The sequence below is a fragment of the Dellaglioa sp. CoH-56-MRSF-12 genome (assembly GCF_056782075.1).
Genome location: NZ_JBXAYD010000001.1, coordinates 205,492 through 230,678, shown reverse-complemented (window position 1 = coordinate 230,678; position 25,187 = coordinate 205,492). Strand labels below are relative to the sequence as shown.

General features: G+C 34.2%; 20 protein-coding genes and 1 pseudogene. 4 read left to right on the top strand and 17 right to left on the bottom strand.

Going from position 1 to position 25,187, the window contains the following annotated elements; translation table 11 throughout:
- Positions 1 to 16: 16 nt before the first annotated feature.
- The 5 genes from lepA to AC1RPY_RS01045 form a co-directional block, all read right to left on the bottom strand.
- Positions 17 to 1,810: a translation elongation factor 4 gene (gene lepA, locus AC1RPY_RS01065; protein ID WP_481760970.1), complete on the bottom strand. Its 1,794-nt coding sequence runs from the start codon at positions 1,808 to 1,810 to the stop codon at positions 17 to 19.
- 182 nt (positions 1,811 to 1,992) lie between these two features.
- Positions 1,993 to 3,876 (bottom strand): ABC transporter ATP-binding protein, encoded by a 1,884-nt coding sequence (locus AC1RPY_RS01060; protein WP_481760971.1) that lies wholly within the window; start codon positions 3,874 to 3,876, stop codon positions 1,993 to 1,995.
- Positions 3,876 to 5,615 carry an ABC transporter ATP-binding protein gene (locus tag AC1RPY_RS01055; protein ID WP_481760972.1) on the bottom strand — a complete coding sequence of 580 codons (1,740 nt, stop codon included), beginning with the start codon at positions 5,613 to 5,615 and terminating at the stop codon, positions 3,876 to 3,878. The genes AC1RPY_RS01060 and AC1RPY_RS01055 overlap by 1 nt, the downstream gene beginning before the upstream one ends.
- A 6-nt stretch (positions 5,616 to 5,621) precedes the next feature.
- Entirely contained in the window at positions 5,622 to 6,302 is a 681-nt protein-coding gene (locus AC1RPY_RS01050) for a TetR/AcrR family transcriptional regulator (RefSeq protein WP_481760973.1), read from the bottom strand.
- 88 nt (positions 6,303 to 6,390) lie between these two features.
- Complete coding sequence (locus AC1RPY_RS01045) at positions 6,391 to 8,358, bottom strand: ABC transporter ATP-binding protein/permease (RefSeq protein ID WP_481761143.1); 1,968 nt, start codon at positions 8,356 to 8,358, stop codon at positions 6,391 to 6,393.
- Positions 8,359 to 8,619: 261 nt separating this feature from the next.
- On the opposite strand from AC1RPY_RS01045, the gene AC1RPY_RS01040 reads away from it, so the two are divergent.
- Positions 8,620 to 9,507 (top strand): phosphate ABC transporter substrate-binding protein PstS family protein, encoded by an 888-nt coding sequence (locus AC1RPY_RS01040; protein WP_481760974.1) that lies wholly within the window; start codon positions 8,620 to 8,622, stop codon positions 9,505 to 9,507.
- 78 nt (positions 9,508 to 9,585) lie between these two features.
- Here AC1RPY_RS01040 and AC1RPY_RS01035 read toward each other — a convergent pair whose 3' ends face one another.
- From AC1RPY_RS01035 to AC1RPY_RS01015, 5 genes are all read right to left on the bottom strand, one after another.
- A complete protein-coding gene (locus tag AC1RPY_RS01035) occupies positions 9,586 to 10,467 on the bottom strand; it encodes an ROK family protein (RefSeq protein ID WP_481760975.1) in 882 nt (293 codons plus the stop codon).
- Positions 10,468 to 10,577: 110 nt separating this feature from the next.
- Entirely contained in the window at positions 10,578 to 10,910 is a 333-nt protein-coding gene (locus AC1RPY_RS01030) for a PTS lactose/cellobiose transporter subunit IIA (RefSeq protein ID WP_481762169.1), read from the bottom strand.
- Positions 10,911 to 10,931: 21 nt separating this feature from the next.
- Positions 10,932 to 11,252: a PTS sugar transporter subunit IIB gene (locus AC1RPY_RS01025; protein WP_481760977.1), complete on the bottom strand. Its 321-nt coding sequence runs from the start codon at positions 11,250 to 11,252 to the stop codon at positions 10,932 to 10,934.
- A gap of 15 nt (positions 11,253 to 11,267) precedes the next feature.
- Positions 11,268 to 12,716: a PTS sugar transporter subunit IIC gene (locus tag AC1RPY_RS01020; RefSeq protein ID WP_481760978.1), complete on the bottom strand. Its 1,449-nt coding sequence runs from the start codon at positions 12,714 to 12,716 to the stop codon at positions 11,268 to 11,270.
- Positions 12,716 to 14,098, bottom strand: a complete 1,383-nt coding sequence (locus AC1RPY_RS01015) for a glycoside hydrolase family 1 protein (protein ID WP_481760979.1) — start codon at positions 14,096 to 14,098, stop codon at positions 12,716 to 12,718. The genes AC1RPY_RS01020 and AC1RPY_RS01015 overlap by 1 nt, the downstream gene beginning before the upstream one ends.
- Positions 14,099 to 14,460: 362 nt before the next feature.
- Between AC1RPY_RS01015 and AC1RPY_RS01010 the strand changes: the two genes are divergently transcribed.
- Positions 14,461 to 15,171: a GntR family transcriptional regulator gene (locus AC1RPY_RS01010; RefSeq protein ID WP_481760980.1), complete on the top strand. Its 711-nt coding sequence runs from the start codon at positions 14,461 to 14,463 to the stop codon at positions 15,169 to 15,171.
- 167 nt (positions 15,172 to 15,338) lie between these two features.
- Here AC1RPY_RS01010 and AC1RPY_RS01005 read toward each other — a convergent pair whose 3' ends face one another.
- Positions 15,339 to 16,757 (bottom strand): C69 family dipeptidase, encoded by a 1,419-nt coding sequence (locus AC1RPY_RS01005; RefSeq protein ID WP_481760981.1) that lies wholly within the window; start codon positions 16,755 to 16,757, stop codon positions 15,339 to 15,341.
- Between the two features lie 162 nt (positions 16,758 to 16,919).
- On the opposite strand from AC1RPY_RS01005, the gene AC1RPY_RS01000 reads away from it, so the two are divergent.
- Both AC1RPY_RS01000 and AC1RPY_RS00995 read left to right on the top strand, forming a co-directional pair.
- Positions 16,920 to 17,441, top strand: coding sequence for a DUF1836 domain-containing protein (locus AC1RPY_RS01000; protein WP_481760982.1), 522 nt, complete (start codon positions 16,920 to 16,922; stop codon positions 17,439 to 17,441).
- Entirely contained in the window at positions 17,442 to 18,299 is an 858-nt protein-coding gene (locus tag AC1RPY_RS00995) for a DegV family protein (RefSeq protein ID WP_481760983.1), read from the top strand.
- Positions 18,300 to 18,347: 48 nt separating this feature from the next.
- Here the strand turns inward: AC1RPY_RS00995 and AC1RPY_RS00990 are convergent, their stop codons facing one another.
- From AC1RPY_RS00990 to AC1RPY_RS00965, 6 genes and pseudogenes are all read right to left on the bottom strand, one after another.
- Positions 18,348 to 18,770: a DUF3284 domain-containing protein gene (locus AC1RPY_RS00990; RefSeq protein ID WP_481760984.1), complete on the bottom strand. Its 423-nt coding sequence runs from the start codon at positions 18,768 to 18,770 to the stop codon at positions 18,348 to 18,350.
- A gap of 19 nt (positions 18,771 to 18,789) precedes the next feature.
- A complete protein-coding gene (locus AC1RPY_RS00985) occupies positions 18,790 to 20,196 on the bottom strand; it encodes a glycoside hydrolase family 1 protein (RefSeq protein ID WP_481760985.1) in 1,407 nt (468 codons plus the stop codon).
- A gap of 64 nt (positions 20,197 to 20,260) precedes the next feature.
- The gene (locus AC1RPY_RS00980) at positions 20,261 to 21,547 is read right to left on the bottom strand and encodes a PTS sugar transporter subunit IIC (protein ID WP_409021736.1); all 1,287 of its coding nucleotides are present in this window, start codon (positions 21,545 to 21,547) and stop codon (positions 20,261 to 20,263) included.
- Positions 21,548 to 21,574: 27 nt separating this feature from the next.
- On the bottom strand, positions 21,575 to 21,892 hold the full coding sequence (locus AC1RPY_RS00975) for a PTS lactose/cellobiose transporter subunit IIA (RefSeq protein WP_481760986.1): 318 nt from the start codon (positions 21,890 to 21,892) through the stop codon (positions 21,575 to 21,577).
- A gap of 22 nt (positions 21,893 to 21,914) precedes the next feature.
- On the bottom strand, positions 21,915 to 22,226 hold the full coding sequence (locus tag AC1RPY_RS00970) for a PTS sugar transporter subunit IIB (RefSeq protein ID WP_409021738.1): 312 nt from the start codon (positions 22,224 to 22,226) through the stop codon (positions 21,915 to 21,917).
- Between the two features lie 131 nt (positions 22,227 to 22,357).
- A pseudogene (locus AC1RPY_RS00965) lies at positions 22,358 to 25,078 on the bottom strand (sigma-54-dependent transcriptional regulator).
- Positions 25,079 to 25,187: the final 109 nt, after the last annotated feature.

Here is a 25,187-nt window from a genome sequence, read left to right as displayed (position 1 = left end):
TCCTTCTTTCTAAAGACTAGTTATCATTGTTAACTTCCAATATTGCATTAAATACTTCTTGTGGTAATTCCATTTCAGCCTTAGAGCCCAATCGTTTATTAGCGCTTTGACGGCGTAGCATATCTTGTTTGGCAGCATTCTTTTTATCACTACTTGTTGTTGCGCTCTTACGAAGAGGCGGTACATTTGCACGCGAAATAGCTTTATTTTCGATAACTGCTTGTACTGGCATTGGGAATAATTTACGTGGAATTGAATATTTCAATTGCTCAACTAATTTCTGACCAATTTCCACAGCATCTTGTCTATGCACAACAAACCCTAGTGCATCGACTGTTGCATAGTTAACTAAAACGTCCATTTTAACAACGTCTGCTGTTTGATATCCTTTAAATTGCGTTTCCATTGTTGCATAGCCATGTGATAATGATTTTAATTGATTGAAGAAATCATAGGCAATTTCAGACGTTGGTAACGCATAATTCAATTCAGTTTGACCAGAATTGTATGACATATCTTGGAAAATACCTTTACGTTTTTCAGCTAATTTCATGATATCGCCCACTTGTTCATCTGGCACGGTCATATGAACATCTAAAAATGGTTCTTCAACATGATCAATTTCAGAAAAATTAGGGAATTGGACAGGATTATCAACAACAACTTCTTTACCATTTTTCAAAATAACGTGGTACGTAACATTAGGCGTCGTTGTTAACACCCCTAATTGGTATTCTTTTTCGAGACGTTCACGAATAATACTTAAATGTAACATCCCTAAGAATCCACATCTAAATCCTAGTCCTAAAGCATCTGACTTTTCTTCTTTATAATGGAAAGATGAGTCATTTAAAGCTAATTTTTGAATAGCTGATTTTAATTCTTTATAGTTATTATCTTTAGGATAAAATCCAGCAAAAACCATTGATTCTGATTCTTTATATCCAGGAAGTGCTTCTGGTGTCGGGTTACTTTGAGAAGTTAACGTATCCCCAATTTTAACTAGTTGAGGATCTTTTAGCCCTGTAATAACATAGCCAACATCCCCGGCATGTAGACTATCAACAGCCACCATGTCAGGTTTAAAAATACCTGCTTCTACTACTTGGAAATCAGTCGTTTGTTGCATAAATCGAAGTAAATTATTAGCTTTAAATTCACCATCAAAGACACGAATATAAGCCACAATTCCTTTAAATGCATCAAAATGTGAATCAAAAACTAATGCTTTAAGTGGTGCTTCAATATCACCGATTGGTTTTGGAATACGGTCTTTAATAGCCTCTAGAACCAAATCAACACCAATCCCAGTTTTAGCTGATATTAATAACATTTCGTCTTCATCAACGTCAGCTAATTCCATCAATTGAATTTTAGTTTCTTCAACATCAGCATTAGGATGATCAATCTTATTGATTACTGGAATAATTTTTAAGTTGTTTTCTTTAGCTAAACGGTAATTTGCAACCGTCTGTGCTTGCACACCTTGAGTGGCGTCCACCAATAAAATAGCCCCATCACTAGCAGCTAAACTTTTCGAAACTTCATATGAAAAATCAACGTGTCCCGGTGTATCAATAAAATTATATTCGTAAGTTTCACCATTAGTAGCTGTATAGTAACTACGAACCGTTCGTGATTTAACTGTAATCCCGTGTTCTTGTTCAACAGCCATTGAATCTAACAATTGACTAGACATCTCACGTTCACTGACAGTTTGTGTTTCTTCCATAATTCGATCAGCTAAAGTTGATTTACCATGATCAATATGGGCAATAATTGAAAAATTTCTAATTTGTGATTGTTTCATTATGATTAAACCTCATTTTCTAAATAATCATCTACTGTTTTAGAGTCTTTTTTATTATACGCTAAATTATCAACGTCGTAAGAAGAAGATTAAAAGCCGGTAAGAATGCCCAAGTATTTTAAAAACGAAAAAATAATGAACACAAATTTAACTAAGGTCAAATTCAGCTCATTATTTTTAATTTAAATAGTACCGTTTGCAAATTGGCTATTATATAAATCAGCATAAAACCCGTTTTTAGCAATCAAAGCATCATGATTTCCAGTTTCAATAATTGAGCCATTATCCATTACAATAATATTATCCGCATCACGAATCGTTGATAGACGATGCGCCACAACGAAACTTGTTCGGCTATCTAATAAGGTATCCATCGCTTTTTGAATCAAAACTTCAGTTCGTGTATCAACTGAACTCGTTGCTTCATCTAAAATTAAAATTTCTGGGTCAGCCAAAAATGCACGAGCAATCGTTAACAATTGACGTTGTCCTTGTGAAATATTTGAAGCGTCTTCATTCAGAACAGTTTGATAACCATCTGGTAATTGACGAACAAATGTATCAACATGAGCGGCTTTTGCTGCAGCATAAACCTCTTCATCCGTTGCATTTTCACGACCATATTGAATATTTTCCATAATAGTACCTGTAAATAACCAAGTATCTTGAAGCACCATCGAGATTGACTTACGTAAATCTTCTCGTTTCAAATTCTTAGTATCGACACCATTTAGTCGGATTGATCCCGCTGAGACATCATAAAAGCGTTCAATTAAGTTAATAATCGTTGTCTTTCCAGCACCTGTAGGTCCAACAATTGCTACCTTTTGTCCTTCGTTAACATCCAAATTATAATCTGTCATCAAAAGCTTCTTATCTGAGTAACCAAATTGAACATGATCAAAGGAAATTTTATTACCATTATCAGCAATTGGTAAGTCATCGTTACTTTCATCTTTCAATTCTTCTTCATCTAAGATTTCAAAAATTCGTTCTGCAGAAGCTACAGTTGCTTGAATCGTATTAGATAAGTTGGCAATTTGAGTGATTGGTTGTGAGAATTGGTTCACATATTGTAAAAAGGCTTGGACGTTACCTAAAGTAATTGTTCCTTGTGAAACCTTAATTCCACCAACAATTGCCACAAAGACATAGCCAATATTTTTAATAAAGTTCATTGCTGGCATAATTAATCCAGAAATAAATTGTGCTTTCCATGAACTTTTATAATAATCATTATTCTGTTTTTCAAAAATATCAATATTTTTTTCTTCTTTATTAAAAGTCTTAACAACCGTATGACCCGCATACGTTTCTTCCACTTGATTGTTCAAAAGTCCTAAACTCTTTTGTTGTCCAGCAAAGAACTTTTGCGAACGAGGCGCAATTAATGAGACAACAACCAAACTCAAAGGAACAATAATCAAAGCAATTAACGTTAATTGCCAACTAATTGAAAACATCATATAGAGAACACTGACAAAGGTCACAACACTTGTTACTAACTGTGTAAAACTTTGTTGTAACGTTCCAGAAATGTTATCCACATCATTTACAGCACGAGACATAATATCACCATTTGGATGTGTATCGTAGTAAGAAACAGGCACGCGTTCCATTTTAGCCTTAATATCTTTACGAAGTGCGTACACCGTTTTTTGAGAAATATTAGTCATGATTAATTGCTGCACAAAACTGAAAAGTGCAGACGCAATATACATAATACCAACTGTAAGTAAGATATTCTTAATTGCATCAAAATTAATTGGCAACGAGGTTACTTTCTGCCCCTGTTTCATTTGAGTGAATCCTTTAGTTACCCCAGAGAAAATCTCGGTTGTTGCGCGTCCTAAAATTTTAGGAGAAACCGCCTGGAAAATTACAGATATAATGGCTAGCACTAATACTATCCCTATTGAAATTAACCATGGTGACATGTATTTCGCTAAACGCCCAATTGTTTTCCAAAAGTTCTTAGGCTTTTCAACTGGTCGTCCAATATTGCCATGTCCACCTCGACCGCCCCGCATAGGTTGCGTTGCTTGTTTTGACTTATTATCTGCCATTACTCTGCATCCCCCTCTCTGATTTGTGACTGCATAATTTCTTGATAGGTTTCATTCGTGGCTTTCAATTCTTCATGAGTCCCTTTACCAACGATTTTTCCACCATCGATAACTAAGATTAAATCGGCACTTGTCACACTAGAAATCCGTTGTGCCACAATTACGACAACACTATCTTTGATGCTTTCATCCGTTTTAAGTGAGCCACGTAATTTAGCATCTGTTTTAAAATCAAGCGCTGAGAATGAATCATCAAACAAGTAAACAGAAGCTTTTTTAACTAATGCTCTTGCAATTGCAAGTCGTTGCTTTTGGCCACCAGAGAAGTTATCTCCACCTTGTTCAACTATGCCGTCTAAGCCATCCGCTGATTCTTCAACAAACGATTTAGCTTGTGCTATTTCTAGCGCATGCCACAACTCATCATCTGTTGCCGTTTCATTTCCAAACTGTAGATTACTTCGGATTGTTCCTCTAAAAAGAACTGTCTTTTGTTGAACAAGAGAAATTTGGTCGTGTAAGCTTACTTGGGTTAACTCATAAATTGATTTACCATCAATTTTAATATCGCCCGACTCAACATCAAACAATCGTGGAATTAAATTAATTAACGTTGACTTACCAGATCCAGTACCACCAATAATCGCAATCGTTTGACCCGCCTTTGCTTCAAAGTTAATATCTGTTAGGGCTTCTTTTTCAGCACCCGTATACCGGAAATTAACTTTATCAAATGACAATTGACTTGCTCCTACTTTACTACGATCAACTGTAATTGCATCAGGTTGGTCTTTTATCGAATTCTTCGTATCTAAAACTTCGTTGATACGTGCTGCAGCAGCTTGCGCACGAGGTAACATGACAAATACCATCGATAACATCATAAAACTTGATAAAATTTGCATTGCATACGTCATAAACGCAACTAGATTACCCACTTGCATCGACATATCTCCAATTAAATGACCACCATACCAGATAATTGCGATATTGGTTGCACTAAGAACTAAAGTCATCATGGGGAACATTAGCGCCGTAATTGAAAATACTTTACGGGCATTATCTGTATATTCTTTATTCACACGATCAAAACGATTTTGTTCATATTTATCTTGGTTAAATGCGCGAATAACACGAACACCTGTTAAACCTTCACGAAAGACAAGATTAATATGATCAATTCTTTTTTGTAACGTTTTGAACAGCGGCACTGCAAAATACATAACTGAAGCAATTAATATAATTAAAATTGGAACAGCTACTAAAAAAATCACGGTTAATTCTTTTTGTTTGTTATAAGCTAAAATACTAGCACCAATCAACATAATAGGCGCTTGGATCATCATTCTTAACATCATAACGGTAACGTTTTGAATTTGTAGAACATCAGTTGATGTTCTTGTAATTAAACTTGAATTTCCAATTTGATCAAATTCATGACTTGAAAAATTAAGTACTTTTTTGTAAATATGACTTCTTAATCTAAGTCCTAATTTTTGCGCTAAGCGTGAAGCGATAAAGACATTACCAACTGCCGCAACAATACCAATAGCTGCTACGCCTAACATGACATAACCCACCTGCCAGATATACGCAACATCGCCTTGTGAGACACCTTTATTAATCATGTCTGATGTTAATGTTGGTAAATATAAATCGCAGATAACTTGGACAATCATAAATATAAATGCACCAAACATTGCCCAAACGCTAACGCGATTTTTCATTACTTTTATCATTTATTTTTATTCCTTCCTTTTTGAAACACCAATAGCTACCCAGTTAGCCATTGTTTCATATTCTTTTTGTAACTCTTCAACAGGTATTTCAATACCTTCTCTTTGTTTTGAAAAATAATCATTAATAGTTTTCATAAATGGACTCATTAAAGAAAACATAAGTAAACTAATTTCTTCATCTGAGGAAATGGTTAGTAAAGACCGATCAATTTCACTCATAATATCAAAATCTGCTTTTAAATTTTGATGAAATGGTCCACCAAAATGTGGCTGTTTCCCACTATGATGCGGGTGGTGAGGATGATGTGGCTGCATCCGACTACTCATTTTAAAGTCCATTCGGACAAAGGCGTTTTTAAAAAATGCAGCATCTTCTCCGGACACTGTATTCGCAATCGTTTCTGAAAAAAAGGTCTTCATAGTCGTCACGACATCACCTTGATTTCGTTTTAATAATTCACCAAATCTTTTAGTTTGATTCTGTCGAATAGTATCAAAATAATAAAAGTATAAATCTTCTTTATTTTCGAAATATTGGTAAAAACTCCCTCGCGGAATATCTGCAATTTTTATGATATTACTAATTGATGCTTCAAACAGGGGTACTCTTGAGAACTCTTCTTTAGCAGCATCCAATATCCGTTGTTGCTTATCTTCATCTAAATTAAAATACGTTTTTTTAGGCATATTTTCTCCTTTATACAAAAAATGACAAGCTGTCATGTGACAACTTGTCATGTTACTAGTCTTTATTTAAAAATGCAACTTTATTTACTTATTCTTTTCTTAAAGATTCAACTGGATCAAGTTTTGATGCTCTGTTTGCTGGTAAGAAACTAGCAACCATACTAATCAAGACACTGATTAAAATACCAGAGAATACATAACTAGCTGTAACTTTAACAATCGTAACATCGAATGTTGCAACTGAGAATGCATTTAACCCAAAGGCTAAAATATACGTTACGCCAACACCAATTAAGCCAGATGCTAATCCAATTAGGAACGCTTCGGAAACAAATATACGGCGAATATCCTTACGACGTGCTCCTAAAGCTTTCATAACACCGATTTCTTTTGTTCTTTCAACAACAGATATATTTAGAACCACTAATATCATAATTGCAGAAACGAGCAATGATATCGCAGCTACGGCCGTTAAAACGTCTGTCAAAATATCTAACATTTGAGTAAACATTTCTGACATTTTTTCTTGAATTGAACCTGTGTAACCCAATGATTTAACTTTAGCTTTTATACCTGCCGTATTAGCCTTATCGTTTGTATGAAGATAAACAACATTTGGTTTAATTGTTTCATTATTATCTTCAACTAATTGTTGTAAGTCAGCGTAATTCAAGTAAACTAAACTGCTTGAACTGCTACTTCCAGATGCTTCATAAATTCCGGCAACTTTGAACGTTTTCTTAATCGTTTTTTCGTTATAAACAATCGCAATTTTAACTTGTTTACCAACAATGTTCTTGCCTAATGAATCTGCAGTTGTTTTATCTAATAAAATGCCATCCTTACCTGGTTTAGTACCCTTGGTAATGTTTGATTTTGTAATACCTGAGTTCATTGTACCCAACTGCATCAAACTAGCTTTTTTATCCTTATATGAAACTGTATTTGTACCTAGTGAAATTGCTGTATAACCCTTTTGTAGCTCATTCACATGTTTAATATTTGTTAACTTATTAATATCTTTTTTAGAAAATGATCCTGTCTGACCAGTAATTGCAGCCATTTGACTTTGTTGTTCTTTAGCTTGCGCTGCTTGGGCTTGAGAACCAGCAGCTGGTGTTGCTGTTTTAGAACTACTACTTGAAGAACTTGTTTTTGCCTTCATATGAACTTCAGTCACATTGGGATTCACGTAGCTAGTCATCGTATCCTTTATATAACTTGTTACCCCTTTTCCAAGCGATAACATTAAAACAACAGACATAATCCCAATACTTGAGCCAATAGCAACAAGTAAATTACGAGAAAATTTAGCTTTCATATTAAGTGCAGCTAATCGAATTGCAGACCATAGACTTAAATTCTTAGGCGTTTCGCCTTTAAATTCATCTTCATTAGTATGCAACTCTAATTGTTCTTGTTCGGAATCAGAAATAATTGCACCATTATCAATTCGTACAACACGACTTGAATATGCCGCAACGCGATCTGAATGAGTAACCATTAAAACTAATTTACCACGCTTTGCGATATCTTTGATAATTTCTAAGACAGCATCAGTTGTCTCTGAATCCAAAGCACCTGTTGGTTCATCAGCAATAATGACATCAGGATCATTCATTAAGGCACGTGCAATAGCAACACGTTGTTTTTGCCCACCAGATATTTGATCTGGCTTCTTTGTCATATGATCTTGTAACCCAACGTCTGTTAATAATTTTTTAGCACGTTTGACACGTACTGATTTATCAACATTTGAAAGCGTCATTGCCATAGCAACGTTATCAATCAAACTTAAATGAGGAATTAAATTAAAATTTTGAAAAATGAATCCAATACTCTTCTTATGAAAGTTAACAAGTTCTTTTTCAGAAAAATCACCAATATTTTCACCATTATACGTAATTTCGCCATCAAAATTTGAATCCAATCCACCTATTAAGTTCATTAATGTTGATTTACCACTTCCGGATTCACCAACTATTGAAACTAATTCTCCTTTGTCAAAAGAAGCATTAATGTCTTTTAAAGCCTTGAATGTCGTACCACCAGCCATATTATACGTTTTTGAAACGTTTTTTATTTCTAGAATCAATTTGTCTCCCCCTATTTCCGTTTTTATGACAGACTGTCATAATGAGCTGGTTTTTATTATAGATAATCACACTCACAAAAGCAAAGTATTTCGCTCCACCTTTACCCATTCTTTACAATTTCAGGTGTAAATCATTACACGATTCATACAGAACCATAACATTTAACTGATATTATGAAGTTGTTCTTAAATACGAATACAAAATAAAAGGGGAAGTTAATTATGAGAAAGAAAACAGCAATTATTTCGATAGCAGCAATGGGTCTTTTATTGTTGGCAGGATGTGGTAAATCATCATCTTCTTCAGATGATTCATCAAAAATTACAGGTAAAATTACTATTGTTGGATCAACTGCTTTACAACCTTTAGTTGAACAAGCAGCTGAAACCTATCAAGCAGATAATTCAGGTTTAACAATTGGCGTGCAAGGTGGTGGCTCAGGTACTGGTTTAAGCCAAGTTTCTACAGGTGCTGTTACCGTTGGTAATTCTGACATTTTTGCAGAACAAAAAGACGGCGTAGATGCTAAAAAGATTGTTGATCACAAAGTTGCCGTTGTTGGTATTGCACCTGTTGTCAACAAAGATACAAAAGTAACTAACCTCTCAAAAGCACAACTTGCTAACATTTTCTTAGGTAAGACAACAAACTGGAAAGAACTTGGCGGAGCAGACCAAGCGATTGTTGTCATTAATCGTGCTTCTGGTTCGGGTACACGTACCGTATTTGATAGTAGTATCCTTCCAAATAAAACAGCTAAACAAACACAAGAACAAGATTCAAACGGTACAGTTCAAAAAATGGTATCTTCAACACCAGGTGCCATCAGCTACTTAGCATTCTCGTACTTAAAAGATAACATCCAAGCATTATCTATTGATAACGTTAAACCAACATCAAAAAATGTTGAAACAAACAATTGGAAAATTTGGTCATACGAACATATGTATACTAAAGGTTCTCCTAACTACGCAACAGCTAAATTTATTGGTTATATTCAATCAGACAAAATTCAAAACGGCTTAATCAAGAAATTAGGTTATATCTCAATTTCAGATATGAAAGTTGAAAAAGACGCTAAGGGTACTATTGAAGAAATTAATAAATAGCTGTAAAAAATAGAACATTCAATACAAAAAGCTCATAATTATTAGATCTAAATCTAATAATTATGAGCTTTTTTATATTTAAATAGTGTTAAAGGTTATGAAATTTGTTTTATATTGGTATATTGCGCCAATCATATTAGCATCTCCATAAAAATAACATGTTTTTAAATTATACTTAAGGCCATCCGCACGTTTGGCAATGATTAATTGATTAATATATTTATTTAGTGTTTTAATCAAACCAGGTCTTTCAGATATAGCGCCTCCAATTAAAACAAGGTCAGGATCATACGATACAAGTAGATTAAACACTCCTACGGCTAAATGTTTATAAAAATCATCTACAATTTGGCATGCCTTATCATCACCAGAGTCAGATAAATCAAATAATTGTTTTCCGTTAATTTCACGATTATTTTCTGAAGAATACTGTTTGGCAAGATTTACTGGACTAACCAACTCACTGAAAGTACGATCATCATTTACATCTAAAATCATGTACCCAAATTCGCCACCAAATAGATTACTTCCGGCCTTTAATTTTTTATTCATTATTACAGAACCACCAACTCCAGATCCAATGATAATAGAAACAAAATCATCTACATCTTTAGCGTTTCCAATCCAATTCTCAGCTAATGCTGCACAATTAGCATCGTTTTGTATAGAAACTGGTACGCCTAAATATTGTTCCAACTCATCCCTAATCGGAAAATTGTGTATATAAGGGATGGCGCTAATCCCATGAATAATTCCATTTACCGTATCAACTGATCCTGGAGAACTAATGGCTATACCTTCAGCGTTCTGACAACTATTATATAAATTTTTAATTAAAGTTTTCATATCTTTCCACGTCTCAGGGGTCTCCCTCTTACCACGTGAAATGAACTGATTTTCTTTCCATTCTCCATACTTTACGGTTGTCCCACCAATATCAATTGCTAATATAGTTCCCATTGTTCTCCTTTTCAGTCATTCGACTAATATTTTTAGTATCTGATAATTATAATTTTTAATAAACGTATTAAATTAAAGAAGTTCTCATAGCACGTCTATAATGCGTCATTTTATACGGCGTTTTTTTTAATTGATTTATACATAGTTATAATTTCTTTAGCTAAATCAATATAACAGATACTCGTCATTAGCCAATCTTGCGAATGTATCAAATACAAATTAAGTTTCGTTTTTTCACCATTGGCCTCTTTTGTTAACAAAGTAGTTTGGATATTGTGCACCTTAGTTAACGCCTCTTGTGCTTGGTTCATAAAATCATCAGATTTAGAAAAATCAGACTGCTCAGCCATGCGGATTGCTTGAGCGGCAAATCCCTTCGCATTCCCCGATTCCATAATAATTCCCATTATTACAGTCATATCTTTATCATTCATATTTTTCATCCCCATTTCACTAAATTTATTTTATTCCGCAATTAAATTTACTGCTGTTTGTAATACTTTTTCACCGTTCATCATCCCATAATCTAGCATATCAATGACGTCCATAGGAATTCCAGCAGCATCAGTTTTACTTTTAATTTCTTCCTTCATATAACTGACCTGTGGCCCTAATAACAATACATCCGGATGAACACTTTCAATTTGATGGTCTACATCTGATGTTGATGTTGCAAATATTTCATAATCTTTTTTCTGCTTAGAAGCTGCCGCCTGCATTTTTGATACTAGTAGAGATGTAGACATACCAGCTGAACAAGCTAACATAATAATTTTTTTCTCCATGATTTTTTATTCCTTTCACTCTGCTTTATTATTTAATTCTTGCTCTTGTTCTTGATTACATAAATATTGATCATATTTTTTAGCGAATGGATAGTATCCGACAGCTGATATTACTAACGTTACCGCTTGCCATAAGGCCATCTTCCAACCTCCAATTAAAAATCCTGAAATAACTGCTGGCGTTGTCCAAGGTGCCGCAACACCATTTAAAGGTGGTACAATTCCGAAATAAATTACCCCATAAGTAGAGATTGCTACAATAACTGGTACCATGAAAAATGGTATAGCTAAAAATGGATTCATAACTAAAGGTAATCCGAAAAGAAAAGGCTCATTAATATTAAAAATAGCTGGAATAAGCTCAATTTTACCGATTGTTTTAAGCTGAACAGATTTAGCTGCAACTAGTGTGAAAATAACTAGTCCGATGGTTATTCCAGATCCCGTCAAGTTAATAAAATTATTATAAAATTCATTAGTAACAATATGTGCCCCGTTACCTAACGATAATTTACCAGCTTGATATAAAGCAGCGTTTCCAGAAGTATTAGGAATTAAGAAGGCTCCTGCAATTCCACCGACAATCAGTCCTCCGTGAACACCAAAGAACCAAAAGAATGATACTAAGAAGGCAATCAATATAGCCCCAATTAATGAATCTGATAGTCCTTGCATAGGTGCTGCTAACATCTTATAAATGAGATTTAACATATCTGTATTTAACACTGTCTTAATTAAAGCAAAGATTAACATAGTAACAGTTAATATAACACCAGATGGAATCATGGCAGTAAATTGATTAGCAACACTAGTTGGCACTTGTTCTGGGAGTGTTATTTTCCAACCAGCTTTAATCATTTTTGTATATGCCCAACCTACCAAAATACCTACAATAATTGCAGCCACCATTCCTTGACCGCTCAACCAACTAATGTTAATTACACCATTAACTGGCGACTGCATGAATGATTGAAGCGAATGAGGTAATTTGTCTATATTTTCTGTTATTGCAGAACCACTTAGGACCTCTTTACCAGCACTGTTAACAATACCTGCTCCATTTTTACCCATTACTCCGGCTAAAGGTGCGGCCACTTGGAGCATCTGTAACATCAAGAAAGATGATAATGCTGTCAATGCAGCGGGTAATGCCTCATATCCCTCATTACGAACATATACGTACGCGATACCAACTACCGCCCAGATAGATAAAATACCAAATGTTGTTGTATATGCTTGTGTGAAAAATGCTGACCAACCTGAATCTTTAAGCGCATCTGCAACACTTGGCACCGGGAAATTGGACAAAATTAAAAATATGGATCCTATAATAATAAAAGGTAATGCGTATACCATTCCATCTTGCAGAGCCCTTATAGGTTTTGTATTCACAAATTTCATAATTATAGGTAATAACTTATTCGTAATGAACGTGTTTGCTTTATTTTCAGTTTTATTTTCCATTATATTTTTTCTCCATTCTCTTCTAAGATATCCTTAAACCAATAATATGATTTTTTTGGAACTCTCTTCATATCTTTCAAATCATGATTTGTTCTATCAACAAAAACTGCACCATATCTTTTCTCCATGTCACCATGTGAACTAGGAATATCAATTAATCCCCAACCCAGATAGCCCACAACTTGAGCACCATCAATAAACATTGCATCCTTCATAGCCTTAATATGACTTTTATGATATTCAATTCGAGCATCATCTTGGATTATATTTGTGCTGTCCCTGTGCTCCTTGATGCCAATTCCATTTTCAATTGGAAATACAGGTAATCTATAACGATTATGCAAATCTGTAATTACATTTCGGAATCCTAAGGGATCAATATTCCATGACCACTCACTACTAGATAAATAAGTATTTTCTTCTACACTATAATTCATATATCTATTTGGTGCCTCGTCACTTGGAATTTTATCAGCATCCATGACCATTGTGCGATAGTAACTAAAGGAAATGAAATCAGATTTAATTTTATTTAAATATTGCTTATCTCTATCTTTAAAATCCATTTGAATATTATTCACTTCTATATATTTAAGTACTTCAGGAGAATATGATTGTCCGACAAATAACGAATTTAGATTTTCATAAATAAATTCATTTTGTTTTCTTACTGCAAAAGAATCTTTTGGATTAGTCGTTGCTGGATAAACTGGTGTATATGCCAACATACCTCCAATCTTAAGTTCTTTATATTGTTCATGAATATATTGTGCAATTTGTGCGTGAGCTATCATCGTATGATGGAATATGGTATACATATCGTCAATTGTTTTTTCCGTCTTGGTATATCCAGAAATATGAAATGTTTCATCAGTGAAGTATAGATTATGTTCATTAAATGTAATCCAATATTTAACTCTGTCTGAAAAATGATCAATAACGACTTTCCCAAACCTAACAAAAGCATCAACAGTTTTACGAGATAGAAATCCACTTTGCTTTTGGGCCAACGCTAACGGCATGTCAAAGTGATAGAGACAAACCATTGGCTCAATACCACGCTTAATCATCCCATCAATTAATCGGTCATAATACTCAAAACCTTTCTCGTTGATAGTTCCATCACCATCAGGTACTATTCGAGTCCACGATATCTGAATGCGATACATATTCATATTCATATCTGCAATTAAATCCAAATCTTCTTCATATCTGTTAAACTCATCAATCGCATCGTGCCAATCGGATACACCTTTATCTGAGTCACGGATATCATAAACTGATAGCCCTTTACCATCTGCCTGCCATGCTCCTTCTGTCTGCATACTTGATACAGAATTACCCCAATAAAAACCTTTAGGCATCTTATTTTCATTTATCATATATCAATCAACCCTTCTTCTAATAAATTATTTTTTAACTAAGAAATCGCTTTCATTTACTATTATATATCTTTTGTATAATAAAACAATACTTTTGTTATACAAAAGATATATGTTTTATTAAACTCTGGCTATCACTTATATAGAAAAGAGGGTAGTTGAGTGTTATAATTCGGTATTAACCGATTAATTAGTCATACTAAATATCGGTACAATATTCTCTAATTCTAAAATAGTTACATCATACCTATTTTTTTTGAGATCTAATTTTTAATAAGCAGAGTAATATACTTTTTAAAATCGCACCTAAAGTTTAAATAATACTAAATTTGACATTAAAATCTATGGGGGAACAGGGATTTATGAAAAAATATGAGTTAGTTAAAAATATAATTCGGGAACGAATACTTTCTAATATATATCCAAAAGGTAGCATTTTACCTGATCAAAAAGTATTATCTGCTAGCTTCGATGTCAGTTCAATAACCTTAAAGAAGGCGTTAGATGACTTAGCACGAGAAGGATTTATATTAAAAAAATCTGGTTTTGGAACAGTTGTTATAGGTCCCTCGACTCTTATCAATAGCGTTGATGCACCGGCAGATAATTTTGATGGATTAAGTAAACAAGAAGGACGGGACAGAATAACAAGTCACGTCATTAAGTTTGAAGTTGTATTCCCTCAAAAAGAGGTTCAAACTCATTTAAATATTAGTGCAGAAGAGCCAACATACCATATTATTAGACTCCGACTTTTAGATGGAAATCCTTTCATCTTGGAAGATACGTACATGCCTGTTAAATTAGTTCCAGGTTTATCAAAATCCGTACTGGAAACTTCCATATATAGTTATATTAAAAATACGTTAGGGTTAAATATGTCAGGTATGTCTAGAAAAATACAAGCCAGACAAGCCACTGAATTAGATATCAATTATTTAAACGTTGTTGAACAAACGCCAATATTAGAAGTAGAACAAATTGTTTGGCTTGTGAATGGTCACGCCATCGAGTACTCAAAATCAAGAAATGAATTTAATAAACGCTCTTATTTTGTTTTTGAATCAAATTAAACTGGCACACTTATGAACTAACTTACATTAAAAATAATTATCTGTACTTAATATATGTGGGTACGCAAAAAGGCATAATTCCAAAGTTATATTGGAATTACGCCTTTTTGCGTACAAAGTATTTAAATATTATTTTTATAAATTAGCATCCATGTTAAATATTATTTTTATAAATTAGCATCCATGTTAAATGTTAATTTAGATAATGTTAATCCTTCAGTAATGAATTGACCAATCATGTTCATCGTTCTTTCACGCATATCAGCAACAATTGCGTAATTTTGTTGTGTGAGGTAGTTTGTTAATTCATCCCCACTCATATCTGTAGATGCTGCATCAATATCAGCAACCATCGTCTTCAACTGTTGACGACATGCCTTTAAGTAATCAACATTTTCTTGAATAAAATGAGAATAATGTGATTCTGTTAACATCGAAACCGTACGATACATCCAATAAGCACTATTCATATCTAGTGTTAACGGTGTTTCGCTGTAACTTGGGTCTGTGTCTGTTGCATTCGTGTAGAATGGCACAAATGGTGCAAATGCTGGAACACCTAAACAGATCCACATTAATGCAGAATGTGCATCATCAACATTATTTCTCAATTGAAGAACGTGTGCATTTTGTGTTCTATTCATTGAAATAGGACGGAATCGTAAACGATCTTCATCAGCACCATGACCAAATGGATCATATTGTGTTTCATTGTAATGTGAACCTAAAATAGCAGTCACATCTTCAACACTGATTTTTTTATTTGCGTAACAAATGAATGGTAATTCACTTGAAGTTGGTTCTTGCTTAATTTCTGGATTCAAACAACGTTGACCATACCAGACACGAGGTGTGTTGTAATGACGATCTTTTTCTGTGTCTGTTCCAAAAATATGACGGAAGTTCCAGCCTGTTTTATCAGGGTTTAAATGATGCTCTTCTACATATTCACGGATACCGTCTGACCACATAAAGTTATCTGTATTATCAAAATCAATTTCTTGAATAGCAACTTGATTAGCTGCAACAGCATAAGCATCATCTGGAATACGTTGTGCAATCCAGTGATGTCCGGTAACAATTTCCATGTACCAAACATCATTTTTATCACTAAATAAGACACCATTTCCTTCAGGTGAACCGTATTTTGTAATTAAAGCCCCTAAATATTCAACACCATGTTTTGCTGATTTAATATAAGGTGCAACCATTGTTTGTAATGAATCTTCTGCTAAACCATTTTTAATTAAAGGATCGTATGCTAAAACACGTTCATTCGCATAGACACTTTCTGTTGCGCTCATTGCAACATTTTTTTCATTAATACTACTTTCATCAAAGACACCTTTGCTGGATACCTCAACATTAGGTGTTGCTGTCCAGCGATACCCATTTTCTGGTAATGGTGCAGTAAACCCATTTTTATTCGAAGTTAACGTTTCATGACGTCCGGTTACTGCAGGGTACATCAAGAATCGTTGTGGTGTAATAGGCAAAAACGTATCATCATTTCTAGCAATCATCGTTGAGCCATCAATTGTGGCCTTCTTACCAACTAAAATTGTTGTACATGCTTGTTCCATCATAAATAATTCACTCCTTCTCATTATTAAATACCCTTATAGTGTACAACTTTTATCTTCATATAAACATGCTATTTTTATATACTTTAAGAAACAGTTAAATCTAGTTTACAACTCTAGATGTAAATGCTAATATAAAGATATTACGTTAAGGGGGGTTATCATTTGAGCCAAAAAGTTCCATCATCTTTTTTAAATTGGCTAGATAGCTTAAAGAAAATTACATTACCTGATTGGCAAGATTTCCCGGAATTAGACCTTTATATGGATCAATCCGTGAAACTTGTTAATCAATACTTAGAGCCATTACACTTAATGCCTGTAACACCTACAATGGTCAATAATTACGTAAAAAAAGAAGTTATGTTTAAACCCATCAAAAAAAGATATCGCAAGGAACATTTAGCAGCAATCATTGTTATTACTGTTTTAAAATCTGCTTTTCCGTTAGATGTTATCAAGAATGGTATCGACCAAATTTTAGTCGATAACTCATCTGAAGATGCTTACATGAACTTCGCTTTAATTTTTAACGAACAACTTAAATCTTTAACCTTTGATACCAACTTAAAGCCCGTCACGACTGAAACAACAATCATTGAATTAGAACAACGAACGGCTGCAAGTGCCGTGATTAATCATATTATCAGTGAAAAATTAGTTATATTAATGAAGGAGGCCAATTAAATGATGAGTAAAGAAAAAATAGCAGTATTAGTAGATTCAGGTTCGGATATTCCTAAAGAATTTATGGAACAGGAACATATTTATATGGTCCCTATTTTAATTACATTCAGTGATGCAACTTACTTAGATCGTATCTCTATCTCACCTGCGGAAGTTTATGAACGTATGGAGACTGAGATTCCAACAACCGCAACGCCTTCAGGTGGCTCAATTAACGACGTTTTTGACCAAATTAAAGCCGATGGCTATACACATGTTATTGCAACAACGATCTCAAGCGGTTTGTCTGGTACTTATAATTCAATTAAAACATTCGCCAAATTATCATCATTAACTGTTGAAGTCATCGATACAAAAAATGTTGGTATTGGTGGTGGATTAGCTGGTATTTTAGCATCAAACTTAATTAAAGAAGGCAATTATTTTGACGAAATTGTCACAAAGGTTCAACTAGCGGTTGATAGAAGTAGTGTCTTTTTCTATTTACCAACCCTACACTATCTTCAAGTTGGTGGCCGTATTGGACGTGTCTCTGGTCTTATGGGGAATCTCTTAAACATCAAACCAATTATTTCATGTGATGAAAATGGTATTTATTATCCTATTGCAAAAGCTCGAGGCGAAAAAGCTGCACTAAAAAAATTATTATCACTCGTTGATGATAAGATTGGCGATTCTCTTCATTTCGATATAGCCGTTGCATATGGTAATAATGAGCCTTTAGCAGCAAGTATCTTCGAAACCTTAAAAACTAAGTATCCAAATGCTGAACATTTTTACTTTGGCGATGCATCACCTGCTCTTGGTGTTCATGCTGGCCCTGGTGTTATCGGTATTGGTGTTGAAATTTTAGACTAAAAATAAAGAAGCAAACCGATAAATACGGTTTGCTTCTTTATTTTTAGTCTAATTAGTTGCATACTTATTTTCAATTTGTTTAAGCATTTTTTTGAAATTTCTCTTCTTAAAGAAACTCATAAGAATACTCATGAAGGCATCATTCATTTGTTGCATCTTGCCTTTAGAAGTCATGACTTCTTTATAACTTAACAAACAACGTTTATCATCAATTACCTTAATATCGTAACTTACATCAAATTTATTACGATTGTTATCCGTTTGAAAATGATAACTTTCGTTTTCAACTATTTTTGTTACTTTTAAAGCAGCTGATTGTGTTTTTGAAAACTTTTTCGTGAACGCAAAACCCTCTAATTGATTTTTTGTTAATTTCTGACCTGTCTGATCTTTAATATCATATAGTACGGACTCCATAATTTGATCAAATAGATAATCTGCAGGCATTTTTAATTTCATTTCCATTTCCATCAGTCATTCGCCTCCATTTTTAGTCATTAAATCCATTTTGTTCTGTCATTTTTTTAAACCAGTAACCGCTCTTCTTAATTGTGCGTTTTGCTTCATTATCTAAATCAACACTAATAAATCCGTAACGGTTCTTGTAAGCATTTAACCATGACCAATTATCCATACATGTCCACATATGGTAGCCATGAACGTTACTACCTTCTTCAAGTGCCTTATGAACCCATTTCAAATGATCTTGAACAAATTCAATTCGATAATCATCATTAATTTGCCCATCTGCATTAATAAATCTGGCTTCATCTTCAACACCCATCCCATTTTCAGAGATGAAACAATCAATATTACCATAATTATCCTTAATATTGATTAGTGCATCATAAATTCCTTTTTCATAAATTTCCCAGCCACGATAAGGATTAACTTTTTTTCCAGGCATATCGTATACTGTATAAAAATCTTCAGGCATCCAGCCATTTTCACCTTCTGGTTCGGCTTTAATTATTTTCGCCGCTGCTCGCCTTGGTTGATAATAATTAACGCCTAATAAATCGATAGTATTTTCTTTAATAACATCTAAATCACTTTGATGATAGATTGGCATTAAGTCATATTCATGCAACCACTCAACAATATCTTGAGGGAAAGTGCCTTTAATTGCGGGATCTAAAAATGAACGATTAAAGAATCCATCAACAAATTTGGCTGCTTTAACATCTGCTGGATTTGTCTCATCTTTTGGATACGTTGGCATTAAATTTAAAATAATCCCAATTGTGCCACCTAAATTGAGTGAATGATACTTTTCAACTGCTTTAGCACTTGCCAATGCTTCATGATAAGCCACCTGGACACCATGCTTTAAATTACGTTCATCAGGTAAATGCCATCCATATAAATACCCACCCTCAACTGGAACAATCGGTTCATTTTGAGTAAACCATTTTTTAACGCGATCGCCAAATAATTTAAAACAAGTTTCTGCATAGTCCGTATACAAGTCTACAACTTCACGATTTAACCAACCACCATTTTCTTGTAACACCATTGGCATATCAAAATGGTAAAGGTTCATAAAAGGTTCAATTCCAGCGGCAATTAAATCATCTATTAAATGGTTATAAAAGGTAACAGCTTCAGGATTAACCTCTCCAGTGAATGGATTTGGAATCAAACGTGACCACTGAATTGAAGTCCGATATGAATTATGACCTGTTTGTTTCATCAAAGAGATATCTTCTTGGTATTTTTGATAAACCCTTGATGTATTTTCGGGTCCAACCTGATTAAAGAACTTTTCAGGGCTTGCTTGATACCAAGCATCCCAAATATTATCAGCTTTTCCATCTCCTGAAACACGACCTTCAGATTGTGGTCCACTCGCAGCTGACCCCCACCAGAAATCTTTTGGAAATTCATATTTAACCATAGTAAACTCCTTTATTTAACACAAAATCTCTTTACAGAATAACGTAAAGAGATTCGCTTTTATTTTATTTTTTTGCTGCTTCAGCTTCTGCTTCAGCTTTTTCAATTTGTTTTGTTGCTAAGATAACGAATGGTGCGTAAATTAACGCTGAGATAACCACATTAACTGCGGCTAAAACCCCACCAGCTAAACTCTTAGTTGCCAAAATCCCGCCAATTACTGGTGGTGTAACCCATGGGGGCATTACCGTTGCTGCTGGCACAATTCCAGTGGCGGTTGCAATATACGCAACAGTCACAAGTACCATTGGTGTCAAAATAAATGGTACGAACATAATTGGATTCAACACAATTGGAAGTCCAAACATCATTGGTTCATTGATATTGAAAATACCAGGAGCTGCTGATAGTGATCCAATCATTTTGTAAGGTTTATTTTTACGACCAACAATGAAGATGGCAATAATCAAACCAATAGTTGCACCAGTTCCACCTAAGTTAACAAATGAATCGAAGAAAGGTTTGTTAACGATAAAAGGAATTGTTTTACCTTCACTAAGTGCTTTAACGTTAGCTGCAATAGCAGGTGCGTTAATTGTTTGCATTAATGGATCAATCATATTAGCTCCATGTAAACCAAAGAACCATAAGAATGGTGCAATAAATGCTAATAATAATGCTGATGGATATGAATTTGCCAAGCCCATAAATGGTTCTTGAACAAGTTTGTAGAATGATGCAATAATATCAGTTACGCCGAATCCTTGGAATAATGTATTGATAAAGGCAAAGATTGTAACAACAATCATTGCTGGAAATAATGAAGCGAATGCTTTTGCAACAGCAGGTGGAACACCATCAGGCATGTTAACGATTAAATGTTTGTTACCACTTAAACGTTGGAATAATTCTGCTGAAACCAAACCGACAACAAGTGCAACGAATAATCCTACTGAAGACATCCCAGCTAATTGCAAACCACCTAAAGCGAAGAATGAAGCAACTGATACTGTACCAGCAGCCATACCATCTTTACCATATGATTTTGCAACGTTATGAGCTACTAAGAATGCAACGAATAATGACATAATACCAAAACTAGCATTCCAAACGCCTGCTCCTACACCCTTCCAGATTGGAACATCGTTAACTATTTTAGGAAATAGTCCGTCCATAAAATTTGAAAAACCTGGAATTGGTAAGTTATTAATTAATGTTCCCAGAGCACCTAAAATCATAAGTGGCATAATAACAACGAATGCATCTCGAATTGCCACCAAATGTCTTTGTGCCCCAATTTTTGAAGCTACTGGAATAAAGTGAATATCCATCCATTTTATAAATTTGTCCATGAGTAGTTCCTCCTTAAAGTTTAGTACTTATCCTATTTTTTTGTATAGATCTACTACCTCACCAGCTAAGTCTCTAAATGTAATCGCATTCATTAAATGATCTTGTCCATGAACCATTAATAAACTAACTGGTACCGGATCCCCTGAAGCTTCTTGCGTTAACATGGCTGTTTGAGAATGATGTGCTTCAATGAGTGATTTGTCAGCATCAGCTAACTTAGCAGCTGCGGTTTCAAAATCGCCTTTTTTAGCGGCGTGAATTGCTTCCATAGAATCACTTTTAGCGTTTCCACCATTAACAATCAGCCCCATGATTGTTTGCATTTGTGCATCATTTTCGTTCATATCTGATTACCCCTTTTATTTTTTATTTAATTAAGCTTTTAGCTGTTGCAAGAACTTTTTCGCCATTCATCATGCCGTAATCTTGCATATTGATAACTTCTACCGGAATATTTTTGTCAGCAACCTTTTTTTCAAATTCATCTTTCATAAAACGAACTTGTGGGCCTAACATTAAAATATCAACTGGTTTTGATTCAAGCATTGAATCTGCCTCTGAAGCACCAACTGCAAAGATTTCTGAATCATAGTTCTCTGCTTCTGCAGCCTTTTGCATTTTTGACACCAATAAACTTGTACTCATACCCGCTGAACAAACTAACATAATCGTTTTCATAATTTGCCACTCCTTTTTCTATTTATACTCTTATATACGCAAGTTCCATGCCAAAAATAAAGACCATCGAAAAGGCTTTAAGAAAGCGCTTTCGATGGTCTTTTATTTTATTTGCACACTACTAGTCACTATTACACACTGACTTTATTCAACGTATTACCCATAAAAATTTGGACAATATAGGCAACTTCATCATCTGAAATCTTAATATTATACATTTTTTCAACAATAATCAGGGCCGTTTTAACTATTTCCATCTGTAAATGATTCTCAGCTGAAAATTCTTGGACATTCTTAAACGGTTTAATTGATTGATTTTTCAATCTTGAATCTACTAGAAATGCTAGATGCATCATGATCCCTACGATAATCTCTGGATCAAGAACAATCTGTAAATCTGATTAAATTTTAATAATCATGGTTTGAATAGTATGAATTAAATCTGGGACAGAATTAACTGAATTAATACTACCTTCCAATGCATTAATTGTTTCTCGCGTTAAGTCGTTATCAGACAACATCCGCTGCAAAACTTGTAAGGTTTCATCATTAAAGATATCTAAAGCAGAAAAGAATGGCACTCTTTGGTAAGAAACCTCGACGGTACCAACAATTGCCTTCACATCATAATCGCGCATTAATGTATTAATGTGCTTTTTAAATGCATCTTTTTCTAAATATTGCATCCGAATTACTTTAACTTCGTCTTCGTTTACAATTGGCATAATACGATCATATAATCTTGCGGCGACACCTTCGCCGGTAAAACAAGCTACGATAACTGCTTTTTTCCTAGGATGCATATGGAAAAACTGCTCTTTTACAGACGATTCAAAAATATGTTGTGCATTTGCGTAAATATCTTCTAGTTCACGACCGGCAATCGCAATTCTTAATGATTCAAGCACAACTAACGTACTCGTCATTGAAACAGCTCGAATATTAATCCCTGTTTCTTCACCTAACATTGATGCAAAACTAGTTAAAGAGCCCATGTCAGTTAAAAGTAATAACCCTTTTTTCAATTGTTCCTGACTATCCAGTACATAATCTCGTACTTGATCATAAATTTCCGAAACATTTACATCAAGTGGCATATTAATTGCTTTTCCCTTTGTTGTACCAAGTAATTCTTGTGCTGTCTGTAACATAGAAGAAGCCGTTGATGCCCCGTGCATTAGCACGATGATACCGACTTTAATTTCATTTTGTTGTTTCTTAACACTTAAATCAGAGCTCAAAAACATTGTAATAAATCCAATTTCATCTAATGGAATTTCAATATCAAATTCATGTTCAATTTTATCTGCCATTTCCAGTGCAACACGAAAGGCTTTTGGATTTTTTTGTCGTAAATTATTTAAATCAGGATGAATAATTGCGACATTTTTCCTGATTCTTTCAATAGCACTAACAAGGTGTAATCCAAATGCAAATCGTGCATTTTCATTATATTTTTGCCCTAATTTATTCTGGGCTAAGTCATAAACTTCATTGGTAACCGTCCAAATATCATCTGGTAGTAACTCTTTTCGAACGCCTTCACCCGATAATTGTTCAATGTAATCTTTAAAATAACCTTTATCATCTGAATCGATTAACGTTTTAAGATTTAGTGATTTAAAATTCTGTTTATCAGTTTCACTCACTTTTTTATCAATTGTTTCATAAACCGTTGGTTTTTGATCGTTTTTTTCTACCGTTTCGCTATTTTTAAAAGTCACAACTTTTGTATTTTTTTCATTTGTTCGTTTCGCTAAACGTTCCATTAAGACATCAATTTTTTTATATTTGGATTTACCTTCCAAACGTCCTTTTTGAACATTCAATGGTAAGTCTTTTAATCTGATATATAACGAAGCCGTTTCATGCGTTCTAAAATACAAGAAGGCCTTTGCACAAACAACTTTAATATCCCTCTGAATTTGACCAATATTTGCTTCAGGCTCGTATAACATTAATGCAAGCATCGCATCTCGCTCAACAATAATATCTTGGCTCAATCTACCGACTTCTTGTTCAAAAAAATTCATGACTATCCCATAACGTTCATCAATTGTTCGTTTTGAGATAGGCGGTAATGTAATTGCCATTGGAATACGTCGATTAAATGTGCTCAAAAAATTTTCTGACGTTTCAGTCGTTGCCCCAATAATCTGTACACTCGCTTCTTTAGTAATTGAAGACTCTCCTAAAGGCCGATAAAACCCCTTATCAATAAAGGTAAAGAGCATTTCTTGTCCCTCAGGAGGTAATCGATGAATTTCATCTAAGAATAAAATACCACCGTTAGCTTTATCCATTAATCCTTTTTTATCTTGATCAGCACCTGTGTAGGCCCCTTTTTTAACACCAAATATATGCGCAAAAAGTAACTGTGGATTATTCGCATAATCCGCACAATTAAACCGGATAAAAGGCGCATCAGCCTTCACCATTTCTGATTCTAATGCAAACTGATACATACATTCAGCAAACAAAGATTTACCCGTTCCCGTTTCACCAAAAATAATTGTGTGTAGTCCTCTTGGTGGATATAAAATGGCTGCTTCGGCTTGTTGGATCATAACCTTTAATGAATCATTAGACCCGATTAACTTTTTGAAACTCATCTCTTTAACACTTTTATCATTAATTTCTTTTTGACGTGTTTCTTTTTCTTCAAGTGATGCCCACTGATAGAGAACAGGGCGCCCATCACTTTTTGTAACGTCACCATTTTTATATAAATCATTCAAATAACGACTCACATTTGCGCGATTGCAATTAAGCTCGTCTGCAATCTGTGTCGCATCCATCGCTATTTCCTTATTTTTTAAAAGATTATAAATATCATTTTTTCGATCTCCCAAGTTATCACTACTCCCTTACACGCTAAAAGAAAACGCTTACCACTAGTATACCGCAATCTTTTTTACATTTACACACTAATATTTGCTGGCTTACTTTTCTCCTTTTACA

Excerpts from the sequence above, each read along its gene's own strand:
- lepA (WP_481760970.1), bottom strand. The coding sequence starts at position 1,810 with ATGAAACAATCACAAATTAGAAATTTTTCAATTATTGCCCATATTGAT.
- AC1RPY_RS01060 (WP_481760971.1), bottom strand. The coding sequence starts at position 3,876 with ATGGCAGATAATAAGTCAAAACAAGCAACGCAACCTATGCGGGGCGGT.
- AC1RPY_RS01055 (WP_481760972.1), bottom strand. The coding sequence starts at position 5,615 with ATGATAAAAGTAATGAAAAATCGCGTTAGCGTTTGGGCAATGTTTGGT.
- AC1RPY_RS01050 (WP_481760973.1), bottom strand. The coding sequence starts at position 6,302 with ATGCCTAAAAAAACGTATTTTAATTTAGATGAAGATAAGCAACAACGG.
- AC1RPY_RS01045 (WP_481761143.1), bottom strand. The coding sequence starts at position 8,358 with ATGGCTGGTGGTACGACATTCAAGGCTTTAAAAGACATTAATGCTTCT.
- AC1RPY_RS01040 (WP_481760974.1), top strand. The coding sequence starts at position 8,620 with ATGAGAAAGAAAACAGCAATTATTTCGATAGCAGCAATGGGTCTTTTA.
- AC1RPY_RS01035 (WP_481760975.1), bottom strand. The coding sequence starts at position 10,467 with ATGGGAACTATATTAGCAATTGATATTGGTGGGACAACCGTAAAGTAT.
- AC1RPY_RS01030 (WP_481762169.1), bottom strand. The coding sequence starts at position 10,910 with ATGAAAAATATGAATGATAAAGATATGACTGTAATAATGGGAATTATT.
- AC1RPY_RS01025 (WP_481760977.1), bottom strand. The coding sequence starts at position 11,252 with ATGGAGAAAAAAATTATTATGTTAGCTTGTTCAGCTGGTATGTCTACA.
- AC1RPY_RS01020 (WP_481760978.1), bottom strand. The coding sequence starts at position 12,716 with ATGGAAAATAAAACTGAAAATAAAGCAAACACGTTCATTACGAATAAG.
- AC1RPY_RS01015 (WP_481760979.1), bottom strand. The coding sequence starts at position 14,098 with ATGATAAATGAAAATAAGATGCCTAAAGGTTTTTATTGGGGTAATTCT.
- AC1RPY_RS01010 (WP_481760980.1), top strand. The coding sequence starts at position 14,461 with ATGAAAAAATATGAGTTAGTTAAAAATATAATTCGGGAACGAATACTT.
- AC1RPY_RS01005 (WP_481760981.1), bottom strand. The coding sequence starts at position 16,757 with ATGATGGAACAAGCATGTACAACAATTTTAGTTGGTAAGAAGGCCACA.
- AC1RPY_RS00995 (WP_481760983.1), top strand. The coding sequence starts at position 17,442 with ATGATGAGTAAAGAAAAAATAGCAGTATTAGTAGATTCAGGTTCGGAT.
- AC1RPY_RS00990 (WP_481760984.1), bottom strand. The coding sequence starts at position 18,770 with ATGGAAATGGAAATGAAATTAAAAATGCCTGCAGATTATCTATTTGAT.
- AC1RPY_RS00985 (WP_481760985.1), bottom strand. The coding sequence starts at position 20,196 with ATGGTTAAATATGAATTTCCAAAAGATTTCTGGTGGGGGTCAGCTGCG.
- AC1RPY_RS00980 (WP_409021736.1), bottom strand. The coding sequence starts at position 21,547 with ATGGACAAATTTATAAAATGGATGGATATTCACTTTATTCCAGTAGCT.
- AC1RPY_RS00975 (WP_481760986.1), bottom strand. The coding sequence starts at position 21,892 with ATGAACGAAAATGATGCACAAATGCAAACAATCATGGGGCTGATTGTT.
- AC1RPY_RS00970 (WP_409021738.1), bottom strand. The coding sequence starts at position 22,226 with ATGAAAACGATTATGTTAGTTTGTTCAGCGGGTATGAGTACAAGTTTA.